The following is a 13,546-nucleotide window of genomic DNA, read 5'->3' as shown; positions in this document are numbered from 1 at the left end:
ATGACGCCCTATTCTACTGGAAAATAGGGCTGAAATATAGGATAGCAATAGCAAGATTCAGTCCAATCCTCACAATTAACCAAAAATTTCTGAATGAGTATTAAGACGAGCTAGCCTTATTTCATATCCCACCACTTTATAAATAAGCACAAGATCATTCTTTATATGGCAATCTCTCCAACCTTTCCAATTTCCAGTTAAAGCATGATCTTTATATTTTTCTGGCAATGGTAAGCTATTCAAAAGACAATACATAACTTCAATATATTCTGGACTATTTATAATAAGAGGAATATGTTTTTTAAATTCTCTTTTATATTCCCCACTCACTGAAATCATGATTTCATCTCCGCTAGCATCGCTTGATGGAGTTCCTCCAATGTTTTGTATTCATGCCCATTATGATTATCTAACTCTGCCATAGCCATTATCGTTTTTGAGTTAGGCATCTGTTCAGTTTGATAATCTAATGATACTGGAATCGCTTTCGTTTTAGCTATTTGAGCTAAAAACATATTAAGTGCTTGAGTTGGGGAAAGCCCATAACTTTTAATCACTTCAAACGCTATATTTTTAGTTTCATCAGGTACTCGAAAACTAACTGCAGCCATATTATTTTCTCCTTATCAATTTATACTTAATATACACAATAACATACAATGAAATACAATTAAAACACGAAAGATATACAAATATCCTATCCTAATAAATTTTAGATAAAAAAAACCACCCGAAACGGGTGGCAGGAAAGTAGTTTAGCTATATTTATGATTATTTTATTTAGGAACTTTATGAATATCAAGCAATTACTTGACGGTGCTATGTTACTGAATATTGAAAGCTAAAGGAAATGCTATTGAGAGTTTTTTTGATTTACATCAACATTTTTAACAGAAAAATTCGTTTTTGCGTGTAGAATAAACAACTTCTAATGCTAATGTTCAAATAATTAGGATTTTTTGTGAAAACGTATTCATTATTACTCGGTCTATCCATTAGTTGTAGTGTTTTAGCTCACCCCCATGCATTTATAGATATGCAAACCACGCCTATCATAGAAAATAATCAACTCACTGGCTTATCAATGAAATGGACTCTAGATGAACCAAGTTCGTCCGCTGTTATTTATGATATGAAACAGGCTAAAACAAAAAATGAGCAACAAAAACTCATCGATGATGTCATGGGAAATATTGTGAGTGAACATTATTTTAGCTATCTATATGACGCTCAAAACAACAAAATTAAATATTCTTCACACCCGAAAAATTACGGCGTAAAAATCCAAGGCTTACAACTGCAATATTATTTTGATGTGCCACTAGCCCATTCACAACAGTTAGAAAAAAACACATTTAGCTTACAAACTTACGATCCCACTTATTATGTGGCGATGACTTACACCTCAAAAAGTGCGGTAGATTTTTCCGCACTTCCGAAAAATTGCCAAGGAAAATTAATTGAACCTAATGTGGATGAAAAAATCCAAGCCTACGCATCTTCACTTGATAAATCCCAAAAGAACGAAGATGATTCCTTAGGCGTGATGTTCGCGCAAAAAATAATAATTCAATGTGAGTAGAAATGAAAAAATATAAAACTGGGCTCGTGTTATTAGTGATTGCACTTGCCTTACTTGGCTATTTTTCCCCTTGGTTTTTCTTACATATTGCTGCATGGCAAAAAGATTTTAATCAGCTTATTTCGGAAAATTTACACCAAATTCAAAATAATAGCATCAAGGCAGGCATCACGCTTATTTTTGCTAGTTTCATTTATGGGGCATTACACGCGCTCGGTCCGGGACACGGCAAATTTATTATCGCCAGCTATCTTTCCACTCATGAAAGCCAATTAAAACAAAGCACCATTTTGAGTTTACTTTCTTCCTTAATGCAAGGCATTGTCGCCATTACAGCAACCACATTGCTCGTTGTGGTACTAAATCTATCATCACGTTATTTCAAATTAAGTCAGCTTTGGTTAGAACGATCTGCCTTGCTATTATTGGTATTTCTCGGTTGTTATTGGATTTGGCAAGGTTTACTTGTCTATCGCAAAAAAGCTAAATTAACCATTAAATCCCTAAATCCCCTCCCTCTACACGAAAAAAGTGCGGTGAAAAATAACCGCACTTTTCAACCAAACACTTGTAGCTGTGGACACCAACATTTGCCAAGCCCGACGCAAACTGCACAAGCAACCAATCTAAAATCACAATTTCTCGTGATTCTAACAATTGGTATGCGACCATGTAGCGGTGCAATTTTCGTTTTATTTTTAGCTTATATGCTTGATCTTTACGGCTGGGGAATTTTAGCTGTATTGGCCATGTCTTTCGGCACAGGACTTATGCTGTCAGCCTTCGCTGGAATTGTACGTTATGCACGAAATACTGCCATTCACTTAGGGAGTTGGTATAGTTCAAAACATACAAAAGGGCAAAGCGAAAGCATCATGAAATTAATAGCAGGTGGAATAATGCTATTTTTTGCCTTGAGTTTGTTGTATGGCACAACCATCTCAACTGGTGGAAGCAAAATCCTATTTTGAAATTAAAAATAAAGCCCATCAACATGATGGGCTCAAAATCTTTTGGTTACTAATTTAGAATCTGTAAAAGGAGACAAACAAACTCTAAACCAAAAGAAAAATTGGCTCCTCCTGCTGGACTTGAACCAGCGACATATGGATTAACAGTCCACCGTTCTACCGACTGAACTAAGGAGGAATAAACTTTGTATCACAAGGAATAGGGCACAGATTTTAATGAGAAGAAAATATCTTGTCAAGCAGGAAGATATAACAATTTAACGATATTAACGATAATTTTCTTTACAAATCTTTACAAAAAAAACGATGGTTTTATCATCATTTATATGACAGAATGCGCTGATATTTTTAGATGGCTTAGCTATACCTTCTAGAAATGTTTAATACCTAGAATTTAACCTATTGAGGATTATCAATGAACACTATATTTAAAGTTATTTGGAACAAAAGTATGCAAAGACAAGAAGTCGTTTCAGAATTGGCAAGAGGTGCAGCTAAATCTAACTCAACATCTCGTACAAACAAAATAGCCAAAACACATTGTGCATCTATTCTGGCTACAGTGATTACATCTATTCTTGCCAGTAACATAGCTTATGCAGCTAGTAATTCTAATGAAACCGTTGAGAATAAAGGTTTTGTGCATGTTAATGCATCAGGTAGTTCAGATGATAGTGCCAAGAACTTTGGTAACTTTACAGCTGCAGCTGGCGCGACGGGGGCTAATGCAATTACTGTTGGTGTATCGGCAAATACAGGAAGTGATAACTCTATCGCTATTGGTACAGAATCAAAAGTAAAGAAATGGTCAAAAAACTCATTAGCATTAGGTTATAAAGCTAGTGTCGGTAACGTTGGACCAACAACCCATGTCGATTCAAACAATGCGATTGCAATTGGATCTGAGGCAGAAGCTATTCGAGATAGCGCTATTGCCATTGGTGATAAGGCAAGTGCAGCTAATTATAATGCTATTTCTATTGGTAAAAAAATTCAAAATGGTTCTATTGGCGCTACCGCTATTGGAGGCGGCGCAGAGATTGGTGGCTATTCAGATAATTCCGTCGCTATAGGTACTGGCGCTACGGTTGGTGTTAAATATTCTGAAGATAAAACAACGAAAACTTCTAATCTACATCATGAGCGAGCTATTGCGATTGGATATAACGCAAAAGCATTAGGTCAACAAGGCATTAGTATTGGTACAGGATCTAACGTAGAAGCAGTGAATGGGCTTGCATTAGGTCAAGATGCAAAATCGAAGAATGCTGGTGATATTGCCATTGGTTATAACTCAGAGTCCTCAGCTGCAAATACTGTAAGCGATATCCAAATTGGTGAGCAAAGCCTTACTTTAAAGGATACTGTTAAACAAAGTAAGAATAATGGTACTGTCAGTTTTGGTAAGGATAAGATTAAACGTCAGATTCAAAATGTGGCAGCTGGATCAATTTCTGAAACCTCAACAGATGCAATTAATGGTGCACAGCTTTACAATGTAATCAAAGCAACTAATGAAATTGCCAACACGGAATATACATTCAAAGTAAATAACGTTGATGCTAAAACTATGGGGAATAAGAATAAATCAGCAACAAATAATGCTAGTAACACGCTTAATTTCGCAGCGGGTGAGGGGTTAGACGTCGCATATGAAAATGATACTGGTATAACCTACAAATTAAATGATAAATTGAAACAATCTATTGAGAATGCAGCCAACAAGACCGATGTTGATACTGCTGTAAATGCGGTTCGTACAGCAACTGATGAAATTGCCAAAACGGAATATAAATTCAAAGTAAATGGCAAAGACGCTAAAACTATGACGAATAATAGTCAATCAGCAAAAAATAATACTAATAACACGCTTAATTTCAACGCAGATGAGGGATTAGAGGTTTCATATGACAATGGTAATATAGCCTATAAATTAAAAGATAAATTGAAACAATCTATTGATAATGCGGCGAATAAGACCTATGTTGATAACTCTGTAAACTCTGTTCGTGATGAATTAAAACAATCTATTGCTGACGCGCCGAATAAGAGCTATGTTGATAATTCTATAAATTCTGTTCGTAATGAATTTAGACAATCTATTGCTAATGCACCGAATAAGAGCTATGTTGATAATTCTGTAAATTCTGTTCGTAGAGAATTACAACAAACAGATAAAAAACTGAGAGGCGGTATCGCAGGCGCTGTAGCAATGGCGAATATACCAACAGCAAACCGAGCTGGCGGAACTATGGTTGGTGTAGGTGTTGGTAACTTTAAAGGCCGAAGTGCTGTTGCTGTAGGTATCAACCGTGCAAGTGACACCAATCGAACACATTTCAAAATGAGTGGCTCTGCAACCACCTCTGGAGATTATGCTGTAGGTGCTGGTATGGGCTATCAATGGTAGTTCATTACTAAACGATAATAAAAACTCTCTCGACATCTCGAGAGAGTTTTTTTATAAGCAATGGATAATAGTTCATGCTAATAATCTTTTTTCATCATTCATTTTTATGAATTTTCGACTTCTTTTTCTATCCACAGAGCCTGTGGATAACTTTGTGGATTAACTTTTTAAAATTTTGCGGATCCCTTGTTCTTACAAGGCTTGTTCGATCTTGATTACAGATTAGCCTAAAATTAAATTTTAATTTAAAATCAACAAGTTAAGTTTTGTCTAGTAAAAAATTAAAGTTTTTTTTATGAATTTGTGACATCTTCCTCTTGACATCTATAAGTCTGTGTAAAACTTATATTTTTGCCTGATCAATTTTACACATTAAATATGCTAAAATAGACATTATTCAAAACTATGAAAAAACCGACCGCACTTTATGTCTGAAAAAATCAACACAAAACCATTCATTCTGCATTCTGACTTTCGTCCCTCTGGCGATCAACCACAAGCTATCGAAAAACTGGCTGAAAATTTAACGGATGGTTTGGCACATCAAACTTTGCTCGGTGTAACAGGCTCGGGGAAAACCTTTACTATCGCCAATGTAATTGCTCAATTAAATCGACCCGCCATGTTACTTGCGCCAAATAAAACCCTTGCGGCCCAACTTTATGCAGAAATGAAAGCCTTTTTTCCAGAAAATGCGGTGGAATATTTTGTCTCTTACTATGATTATTATCAGCCAGAAGCCTATGTGCCGAGCAGTGATACCTTCATTGAAAAAGATGCGTCTATTAATGATCAAATCGAACAAATGCGTCTTTCTGCGACGAAATCTTTTTTAGAACGTCGAGATACTATCGTGGTAGCTTCTGTTTCTGCAATTTATGGTTTGGGCGATCCTGATAGCTATTTACAAATGATGTTGCATTTACAACAAGGTGCTATTATCGATCAGCGCCAAATTTTAGCGAAGTTAGCGGAATTGCAATATACCCGCAATGATCAAGCATTTCAGCGTGGAACATTCCGTGTTCGCGGAGAAATTATTGATATTTTCCCCGCGGAATCCGATGATCGTGCGGTGCGTATTGAATTATTTGATGATGAAATTGAGCGTTTAAGTTTATTTGATCCGCTTACTGGCAGTAGTTTTGGTGCTGTCCCACGTTTTACGATCTATCCTAAAACTCACTATGTAACGCCCAGAGAACGTATTTTAGATGCGATAGAAAACATCAAAAAAGAACTCGTATCACGCCGTGAATACTTCATTAAAGAACATAAACTTTTAGAAGAACAACGTATCAGCCAGCGTACCCAATTTGATATTGAAATGATGAATGAATTGGGCTATTGCTCGGGCATCGAAAACTACTCTCGCTATTTATCGGGCAGAAATGAGGGTGAGCCACCACCAACATTATTTGATTATATGCCCTCTGATGCCATTTTAATTATTGATGAATCTCATGTGACTGTGCCTCAAATTGGTGGGATGTATCGTGGCGACCGTTCTCGCAAAGAAACCTTAGTGGAATATGGTTTCCGTTTGCCGTCCGCATTAGATAATCGTCCGTTACGCTTTGAGGAATTTGAACGCTTAGCTCCACAAACCATTTATGTTTCCGCAACACCAGGGCCTTATGAATTAGAAAAATCAGGCAGCGAAATCATCGATCAAGTGGTTCGCCCGACTGGTTTACTTGATCCACTCATTGAAATTCGCCCAGTGTCTATTCAAGTGGATGATCTACTTTCTGAAGCTCGCCAAAGAGCGGATAAAAATGAGCGAGTTTTAGTCACAACACTCACCAAGAAAATGGCTGAAGATTTAACGGATTATTTAGATGAACACGGGATTCGTGTGCGTTATTTGCATTCCGATATTGATACTGTGGAACGCGTCGAAATTATCCGTGATTTGCGTTTAGGCGAATTTGATGTATTGGTTGGGATTAACTTATTACGTGAAGGCTTAGATATTCCTGAAGTGTCTCTTGTGGCGATTTTAGATGCCGACAAAGAAGGATTTTTACGTTCCGAACGTTCTTTAATCCAAACCATCGGCCGTGCTGCACGAAACTTAAATGGTAAAGCAATTTTATATGCGGATAGCATCACAAAATCGATGGAAAAGGCCATTACCGAAACCAATCGTCGTCGTGAAAAACAAACCAAATACAATGAAGAACATGGCATTGTGCCACAAGCATTAAATAAGAAAGTCGGAGAATTGTTAGATATTGGGCAGGGTGCAAACCAAAAAGCGAAAGCCAATAAACAACGTGGAAAAATGGCAGCAGAACCAACCGCACTTTATAATGCACCGAAAAATGCCAAAGAATACCAACAACAAATCAAAAAATTGGAACAACAAATGTATAAATTTGCGCAAGATTTGGAATTTGAAAAAGCCGCGGCAATTCGAGATCAATTACATCAATTACGTGAACAATTTGTTTTTGATAACTAAAAGAAACGCCAGCTTAAGCTGGCGTTCCGTTTATTTGTTTTCACCCGAGGAATACAAGCGATTCTTATATAAATAACTGCCTAATAAAGCGTGAGCTAATGCCTCTTTTTTCATCGCATCAGGCACGTCTTTTGGCGTTAAAGTTTCTGTTGATTTATCATAATGATAACCTTGCGCCGCTTTATTTGGCATTTGAATCACCACATCATTATTACCTTTCATCATTGCTTGAGTTTGATCGTATTGCATAAAGGCACGATCTGGATTTACATCTTGCGTTAAATCAAACCCAATCATTGGATAATTGCCACTTACGCCTGCTAAAGAAAGCAATGTGGTTGGCATATCAATTTGGCTCACAAGACGGCTGTCACGACGTGGCGTAATGCCATCACCAAGAATCAAGGCTGGAATATGGAAATGCTTAATCGGCACAAGACTTGCTCCGCCTACACGAGAATCGTGATCCGCAACAATTAAGAAAATCGTATCTTTCCAATAATTAGACTGTTTTGCCATTTTAAAGAAATGACCTAACGCATAATCCGCATATTTTGCCGCATTATTACGAGTGGCTTTTGGTTGCTCATAAAGCTCAATTTTGCCATCTGGATATTCAAATGGATCGTGATTACTGGAGCTAAATACTAAACTAAAAAACGGTTTACCTTCATTTTGTAATTTCGTGAAAGTTTCATTAGCTTTATCAAATAAATCCTCATCACTCACGCCCCAAGTGCCAGTAAATGTTGGATTTTGGTAATCTTGTTGATCCCAAATATCTTTAAAACCATTGCCATAGAAAAAGCTCGCCATATTGTCAAAGTGCTTTTCGCCACCATAAATAAAGGAAGTGTTATAGCCTTGTTTATGTAATAAATCTGCAATAGTAAAGAAACCACTTTGGGCATTATTAAGTTTCACCACTGCACGAGCTGGCGTTGGCGTAAAACCTGCGGTGGTTGCTTCAATACCGCGTACTGAACGCGTGCCTGTTGCATAAAGATTTTCAAATAACCACCCTTCTTTTGCGAGCTGATCCACATTTGGAGAAAGTGGTTTGCCACCGAGTGTACCAATAAATTGAGCACCGAGACTTTCTTGTAACAAAATTACGATATTTTTAGGTTTACCCTGATAAGTCGCGACATTTTTCGTTAAAGTTGGGTATTTATCTGAAATGTAATCGCTGTCTGGGCGGCCTCGGCTAGCTTTAACAATACGAAACATTTCATCTGCATCCATTTTTCCGTACATTTCTGAAGATTTTTCTTCATCTTTAAATTGCTGTGCCGCATAAATGACGGAATAGCCCGAGTTAAGCACCAAAGAATTCACTAACGCATCAGAAGAAAAAGCCACCATGGCGGGATTGATACCGCGGTGTTGAAAACTTGAACGCGCGCCAAGAAAGCTCACTACAATCACAAGCAAAGCAATCACAGAGCGAAGTTTCCAACTCATTGAACGTAAATTTTTGACAGCCCAACCAGAAATTTTCCAATAAATCACGGCAGCTAAAACCGTGAAAACAAGGCTAAAAATCACCGCACTTAAATGCCCTTCCGCAAGCATTGAAAAAACTTCTTTCGGATAAATCAGATATTCGATAAATAAACGATTTGGACGGTAATCGTAGGTTTCAATAAAGGCAGGCGTGGCAATTTCCATAAAGATAATAAACACGCTACCAAGCGTTAACCAAAGGCGTAAAATTTTTACCCAAACTTTGTTGCTATGGAACAATGTTGTGAGCAATGCAGGTACGCCAAATAAATAACAGAGTGCCACAACATCCATTCGTACGCCTTGCAAAAATAATTGCAACCAGCCATCTACGGCGGATACACGCTCTGATTGCCATATAGCAAGTCCCAAACGTGATAAGGAAAGGATAATGAGATTAATCAACACGAATGTGAAGATGGGAAATAAAGGGGAATGCGCTTTTTTCATTGTAAAAACCACTAATGTAACGGCATCCAAGCCGTATTAAATTAAAGAAAGATAGGCAACTGTCTATCGGTCGGTTCCTTTTCGACACGACAAAAGTCTTAAAGTGCGGTCAATTTTCGCATAGTTTTACTTAATCTCAAATGTAAACAATATGCCGAATTCTGTATAGAGCAATTTTAGCTAATCACATTCACTAGAAAGTAAAAATAAAGCCTCGAGAAAAATCGAGGCTTTATAAAGCAAACAGCAAAAATTTAATAAAAATTCACCGCACTTTTTCGATTACTCTTGTTGTGCTTTCACCGCAGCATAGGCAATCATATTAATAATACGGCGAACAGACGCCCCTGGATTAAGAATATGCGCAGACTTGTTCATACCCATTAAGATCGGGCCAACAGTAATTGCCGTAGTGGTGCCGCGTAATAAGCTATAACTAATACGTGATGAGCTCAAATCAGGGAACACTAATAAATTTGCACTTCCTTTCAATGGACTATCAGGCATAACTTCTTTTCTATGAGCTTCATTCATCGCTAAATCGCCACGCATTTCACCATCGATCATTAAGTGCGGATTACGCTCTTTGACGATCTGTAACACTTCACGCATTTTTGGTGCACCGAGTGAATTAGAGGAACCAAAATTAGAATGGGAAAGCAATGCAACTGCAGGCTCAATACCGAAACGGTGAATTTCTTCTGCGGCCATTAAGGTGATTTCGGCTAATTCTTCTGTTGTTGGATTACTGTTTACATGGGTATCCGTTAAGAATACGTTACCCGTCGGTAATACAAGGCTATTTAAAGCTGCGGCAGTTTTCACGCCATCTTTTAAGCCAATAATATCGCGAATAGATGCAAGGTGTTTTCCGTATGAACCAAATAAGCCGCATACTAAAGCGTCTGCATAACCTAAGCTAAGTAACGTAGAAGCTAATACGGTTGTATTAGAACGCACCACGCGTTTTGCGATTGCAGGTGTAATGCCTTTACGTTTGGTAAGCTCGTAGTAATGTTTCCAACATTCTTCATAGCGAGGATTATCTTCGTTATCCACAATTTCAAAATCGACACCGGCGGTTAAACGTAAACCAAGTTTTTTAATTTTTTCTTCAATCACGCTGCGGCGACCAATTAAAATTGGATTTGCCAAGCCCATTGAAATGACTTCTTGGGTGGCATGCAATGCTTTATTTTCTTCCCCTTCCGCTAAAATAATACGTTGTTTTGCCGCTTTTGCTTGGTTGAAAATAGGGCGCATAAACAAGCTCGTTTTGTAAACAAACTGAGTTAGTTTTTCAACATAAGTATCCCAATTTTGAATTGGACGAGTTGCCACACCAGATTCCATTGCGGCTTTTGCTACCGCTGGTGCGATACGCACAATTAAGCGAGGATCGAATGGGCGAGGAATCACATAATCGGCACCAAATGTCGCGCCTTCACCACCGTAAGCAGAGGTTACAACTTCGTTTTGCTCTTCTAATGCAAGGTCAGCGATGGCATAAACTGCCGCACGTTTCATTTCTTCATTAATAGTGGTTGCGCCCACATCTAATGCACCACGGAAAATAAATGGGAAACAAAGCACGTTATTTACTTGGTTTGGGTAATCGGAGCGGCCTGTACATACAATCGCATCGGGACGAACCGCTTTCGCTTCTGGCGGGGTAATTTCAGGATTTGGGTTAGCTAAAGCAAGAATAATTGGATGTGCAGCCATGGTTTTCACCATATCTTGTGTAAGCGCACCAGCCGCAGAACAACCTAAGAAAATATCAGCATTTGGCATCGCATCGCCAAGTTTACGCCAGCCATTATCTTCAATTGCATAATCTTTTTTGGTTTGATCCATTTTGTCATCACGGCCTTTATATACTACGCCTTTCGAGTCGCAAACCGTGATATTTTCACGTTTCATACCTAAAGAAAGCAATAAGTTCAAGCACGCAATAGATGCAGCCCCCGCACCAGACGCAACAAGTCGAACATCTTCAATTTTTTTACCTACAATACGAAGAGAATTGATGATCGCAGCAGCACTGATGATCGCTGTTCCATGTTGGTCATCATGGAAGACAGGAATATTCATTCGCTCGCGCAATTTTTGTTCAATATAGAAACATTCTGGTGCTTTAATATCTTCTAAGTTTACCCCACCAAAAGTCGGCTCTAACGAGGCAATAATATCTACAAGTTTATCGGGATCATGTTCATTCACTTCAATATCAAATACGTTAATGCCCGCGAATTTTTTGAACAATACGCCCTTTCCTTCCATTACAGGTTTGCCCGCTAGCGCGCCAATATTGCCAAGTCCAAGCACCGCTGTACCATTGGAAATCACCGCCACTAAATTGCCACGTGCTGTATATTTGTAAGAGGCAGCAGGATCTTTTTCAATTTCTAAACAAGGCTCTGCCACACCCGGTGAATAAGCTAAAGCCAGATCGCGTTGGGTTGCTAATGATTTTGTTGGGGTAACTTCAATTTTTCCAGGAATTGGAAATTCGTGGAAATCTAAGGCTGCTTGACGTAATTGTTCGGTCATAATAAATGCTCCATTTTCTTGAAACAGGATTGAAATATTACGTCGATTATAGCGGTTTTTTATTCAAAAAATTGTGACAGACTGCAAATTTTCACAAAATCATTACAAAATTTTTTGATGCGAGGCATTAGCTAGACTTTTCATTTTTTAGCAAAAAAGGTAGGATTTTCACAAGAGAATCATAGAGGATAATAAAATGAATCCATTTCAAAAACTTAAAAGTGCGGTGAATAAATGCCAACGATTTTTTATCAATCGTTCATTACAACGTAAATTGACTAACCAAGGCATGACTGTCATTTCAGCCAATTGCGTGGGGGCTTTTATCTTACATGATTTGCACCAGCCGTTTAATTCCCCTTTTGTGAATCTCTATCTCTCGCCACAGGATTTTTTGCGTTATTTACAAAATATAGATTTCTACCGCACTCAACCTCTCACATTCGTACAAACAGAAAAAAGTTATCCAGTGGGAAAACTTGCCGATCTTGAAATTCATTTTATGCACTATCACAGTGAGCAAGAAGCCAATGAAAAATGGCAACTTCGCACGTCACGAATGAATTTAGACAATCTTTTTATTATGATGACAGATCGAGATGGTGTAACCGAAAAAGACATTCAACTTTTTGATCAACTCCCTTTCAAAAATAAAGTAATTTTTACTCACAAGCCCTACCCTACTTTTAAATCGGCTTGTTATATAAAAGGCTTCGAGAAGCAAAATCAGGTGGGCGATATTTTTGAATTTTCTGGCTGGAATGGGAAAAAATATTACGATCAATTCGATTACGTGAAGTGGTTTAACCAAGCTTAATAGATAAAGGCTGCATTGCAGCCTTTTTTGTTTCGTTCTAAAAGCAAAAACCTGTACAATGCCCAGCGAATTTTAACAAGAGAAAACATAATGAGATTAGATAAATTTATTGCTGAAAATACGGGATTAACGCGTTCTCAAGCAACAAAAGCGATCCGCCAAAGTGCGGTAAAAATTAATGGTGAAATTGTCAAAAGTGGCTCGGTACAAATTTCACAAGAAGACGAAATTTATTTTGAAGATGAATTATTAACTTGGGTGGAAGAAGGCCAGTATTTTATGTTGAATAAGCCACAAGGCTGTGTTTGTTCTAATGATGACGGCGACTATCCAACTATTTATCAATTTTTTGATTACCCTTTAGCGGGGAAATTACATAGCGCAGGTCGCTTAGATGTTGATACAACAGGTCTCGTCTTGCTTACCGATGATGGACAATGGTCACATCGCATCACGTCTCCAAAACATCATTGTGAAAAAACCTATTTGGTGACATTAGCTGATCCCGTAGAAGAAAATTATGCGGCTGCTTGTGCGGAAGGCATTTTATTACGCGGAGAAAAAGAACCCACTAAACCAGCAAAATTAGAAATCTTAGATGATTACAATGTGAATTTGACGATTTCTGAAGGTCGCTATCATCAAGTAAAACGTATGTTTGCCGCACTTGGGAATAAAGTTGTTGGATTACATCGCTGGAAAATTGGGGATGTTGTACTAGATGAATCCTTAGAAGAAGGCGAATACCGCCCATTGACTCAAAATGAAATCGAAAGTTTGGTGAAATAAG

General features: G+C 37.9%; 10 protein-coding genes and 1 tRNA gene. 6 read left to right on the top strand and 5 right to left on the bottom strand.

Going from position 1 to position 13,546, the window contains the following annotated elements:
* Positions 1–75 precede the first annotated feature (75 nt).
* Together AC6H0J_RS05475 and AC6H0J_RS05470 are read right to left on the bottom strand one after the other, a co-directional pair.
* Complete coding sequence (locus AC6H0J_RS05475; protein ID WP_114892315.1) at positions 76–339, bottom strand: type II toxin-antitoxin system YafQ family toxin; 264 nt, start codon at positions 337–339, stop codon at positions 76–78.
* The gene (locus AC6H0J_RS05470) at positions 336–611 is read right to left on the bottom strand and encodes a type II toxin-antitoxin system RelB/DinJ family antitoxin (protein ID WP_497513037.1); all 276 of its coding nucleotides are present in this window, start codon (positions 609–611) and stop codon (positions 336–338) included. The genes AC6H0J_RS05475 and AC6H0J_RS05470 overlap by 4 nt, the downstream gene beginning before the upstream one ends.
* Positions 612–961: 350 nt before the next feature.
* Between AC6H0J_RS05470 and zevA the strand changes: the two genes are divergently transcribed.
* A complete protein-coding gene (gene zevA / locus AC6H0J_RS05465) occupies positions 962–1,582 on the top strand; it encodes a zinc transporter binding subunit ZevA (protein WP_114892317.1) in 621 nt (206 codons plus the stop codon).
* A 2-nt stretch (positions 1,583–1,584) separates the two neighbouring features.
* Positions 1,585–2,553: a zinc transporter permease subunit ZevB gene (zevB, locus tag AC6H0J_RS05460; RefSeq protein ID WP_497513035.1), complete on the top strand. Its 969-nt coding sequence runs from the start codon at positions 1,585–1,587 to the stop codon at positions 2,551–2,553.
* A 102-nt stretch (positions 2,554–2,655) separates the two neighbouring features.
* Here zevB and AC6H0J_RS05455 read toward each other — a convergent pair.
* A tRNA-Asn gene (locus AC6H0J_RS05455) sits at positions 2,656–2,731 on the bottom strand.
* 237 nt (positions 2,732–2,968) lie between these two features.
* On the opposite strand from AC6H0J_RS05455, the gene AC6H0J_RS05450 reads away from it, so the two are divergent.
* Positions 2,969–4,963, top strand: a complete 1,995-nt coding sequence (locus tag AC6H0J_RS05450; RefSeq protein WP_497513033.1) for a YadA-like family protein — start codon at positions 2,969–2,971, stop codon at positions 4,961–4,963.
* Positions 4,964–5,390: 427 nt separating this feature from the next.
* Positions 5,391–7,430, top strand: coding sequence for an excinuclease ABC subunit UvrB (uvrB, locus tag AC6H0J_RS05445; protein ID WP_005646675.1), 2,040 nt, complete (start codon positions 5,391–5,393; stop codon positions 7,428–7,430).
* 30 nt (positions 7,431–7,460) lie between these two features.
* Here uvrB and AC6H0J_RS05440 read toward each other — a convergent pair whose 3' ends face one another.
* Together AC6H0J_RS05440 and AC6H0J_RS05435 are read right to left on the bottom strand one after the other, a co-directional pair.
* Positions 7,461–9,386, bottom strand: coding sequence for an LTA synthase family protein (locus AC6H0J_RS05440; protein ID WP_497513030.1), 1,926 nt, complete (start codon positions 9,384–9,386; stop codon positions 7,461–7,463).
* 282 nt (positions 9,387–9,668) lie between these two features.
* Positions 9,669–11,939, bottom strand: coding sequence for an NADP-dependent malic enzyme (locus tag AC6H0J_RS05435; protein ID WP_046953053.1), 2,271 nt, complete (start codon positions 11,937–11,939; stop codon positions 9,669–9,671).
* A gap of 196 nt (positions 11,940–12,135) precedes the next feature.
* On the opposite strand from AC6H0J_RS05435, the gene AC6H0J_RS05430 reads away from it, so the two are divergent.
* Entirely contained in the window at positions 12,136–12,756 is a 621-nt protein-coding gene (locus tag AC6H0J_RS05430; protein WP_046953052.1) for a DUF1919 domain-containing protein, read from the top strand.
* A 90-nt stretch (positions 12,757–12,846) separates the two neighbouring features.
* Complete coding sequence (gene rsuA, locus AC6H0J_RS05425; protein WP_046953051.1) at positions 12,847–13,545, top strand: 16S rRNA pseudouridine(516) synthase RsuA; 699 nt, start codon at positions 12,847–12,849, stop codon at positions 13,543–13,545.
* Position 13,546 lies beyond the last annotated feature (1 nt).

The sequence above is a fragment of the Haemophilus sp. THUN1691 genome (genome assembly GCF_059704425.1).
Note: the sequence above shows the minus strand (reverse complement) of the source record. Positions and strands in the feature narration are given on the sequence as shown.

Coding starts and splice junctions, on each gene's coding strand:
- uvrB (WP_005646675.1), top strand. CDS start 5,391: ATGTCTGAAAAAATCAACACAAAACCATTCATTCTGCATTCTGACTTT.
- AC6H0J_RS05475 (WP_114892315.1), bottom strand. CDS start 339: ATGATTTCAGTGAGTGGGGAATATAAAAGAGAATTTAAAAAACATATT.
- AC6H0J_RS05440 (WP_497513030.1), bottom strand. CDS start 9,386: ATGAAAAAAGCGCATTCCCCTTTATTTCCCATCTTCACATTCGTGTTG.
- AC6H0J_RS05450 (WP_497513033.1), top strand. CDS start 2,969: ATGAACACTATATTTAAAGTTATTTGGAACAAAAGTATGCAAAGACAA.
- AC6H0J_RS05435 (WP_046953053.1), bottom strand. CDS start 11,939: ATGACCGAACAATTACGTCAAGCAGCCTTAGATTTCCACGAATTTCCA.
- rsuA (WP_046953051.1), top strand. CDS start 12,847: ATGAGATTAGATAAATTTATTGCTGAAAATACGGGATTAACGCGTTCT.
- AC6H0J_RS05430 (WP_046953052.1), top strand. CDS start 12,136: ATGAATCCATTTCAAAAACTTAAAAGTGCGGTGAATAAATGCCAACGA.
- AC6H0J_RS05470 (WP_497513037.1), bottom strand. CDS start 611: ATGGCTGCAGTTAGTTTTCGAGTACCTGATGAAACTAAAAATATAGCG.
- zevB (WP_497513035.1), top strand. CDS start 1,585: ATGAAAAAATATAAAACTGGGCTCGTGTTATTAGTGATTGCACTTGCC.